At 69.5% G+C, this 1,210-nt stretch carries 1 protein-coding gene and 2 pseudogenes; 1 reads left to right on the plus strand and 2 read right to left on the minus strand.

Annotated features, from left to right (window positions below; genetic code table 11):
- Positions 1 to 89, minus strand: a pseudogene (locus ACWDNU_RS46310) (PadR family transcriptional regulator); the annotation flags it as partial.
- A gap of 46 nt (positions 90 to 135) precedes the next feature.
- A pseudogene (locus ACWDNU_RS46315) lies at positions 136 to 762 on the minus strand (ADP-ribosylglycohydrolase family protein); the annotation flags it as partial.
- Here ACWDNU_RS46315 and ACWDNU_RS46320 point away from each other — a divergent pair.
- A partial coding sequence (locus tag ACWDNU_RS46320) for a hypothetical protein (protein WP_449673506.1) occupies positions 724 to 1,210 on the plus strand: 487 nt, incomplete at its 3' end. The pseudogene ACWDNU_RS46315 and the gene ACWDNU_RS46320 overlap by 39 nt on opposite strands.

The following is a 1,210-nucleotide window of genomic DNA, read 5'->3' on the forward strand; positions in this document are numbered from 1 at the left end:
AGGGCGCCGCGCTGTTTGGCCGTCAGGGAGCCGGCGTGCACGAGCCGCAGGATGAGCGGGCTGCGCAGGTGGTCGGGTCCGGCCTCGGACGCTCGCCGCCGCCCAGCTCGCGGCCACCGCGACAACCATCGCTCCCACGATCGCCTCGGGGTGTCGATGCGTCACCTCGGCCGCCGACGCCGCCTCCGCCGCCGCCCGATCGAGGTCACCGGCGAAATACGCCCCGAGCGGCCCCACCCGCATCGCCGCACCGTTCCCCCACGACCCCCGCCCGTCGAACAGTGCCCCCGCAGCCTCCGGCCACGGCCGACCATCCCGAATCTGATGCAGCACGACAACTGTCCCACCGCTGTACCCCCGATACGGTTCACACCGATCGGCGAACACGGCCGCCAGCGCGTCCCGATCGATCCGCCCCCGCGCCCTGATCTCGGTGAACACCGAACACGCCATCTCGGTGTCATCGGTCCACTCCCACGGCCCAGCGGGCACCCGCCCACTCATCAGCTCGGCCACCGACCGACCGGGCACGAAGAACTGCGCCCCCAACGCATCTCCCACCGACAACCCTTCGAGGCTGTCCCGAGCACTATCCATATCCCGCATCATGTGCGGGCCATCCTGCCACCACGGTAGTGGTCGTTGCAACCATAACGATGATCGACCACCTACCCGCCGAATTGGCGTTGCAGCGCGACGTCGGGACTTGTGATGATCGACCGCATGACGATGGGGCGGGATGAGGCGCTGGTCGAGTTGCATCGGTCGTTGGACGCGCGGTACCGGCCGGAGAGTGTGGCGCGGCTCGCGTTGTACTGCCTGAAACGGGATCTGCGCAGCGATGAGCACGCTCGGCTGGCCGGGGTCGCGGGGGCGGCGCGGAGGTGGGACGGATTGAGTTCCATGACCGAGGATTTCGCGCGTCCGGTCGGTGGCGCGCACCAGGTCGCGGCGACCAGCAGGCTCTTCGATGTCACCGCGAAGGTCGATGCCGACACCCCGGCCTCGCTCCTGGCCTTCGCCGAGTCGATCGGTACCGAGATCGGATTCGACCCGCGACGCACCGACTTCCTGGCCGATCGGCTCAACCGGCAGCAGCGTGCGGACGCCGGCATGGACGTCTCCAAGCGCCAGTACAACCGCCGATTCCGGGCGCTGACCAGGCTGACCGCCAAGGCGGAGAAGCTGGCGGCCGAGCGGCGCAAGAGGC

Source organism: Amycolatopsis sp. NPDC003676, from assembly GCF_053587275.1.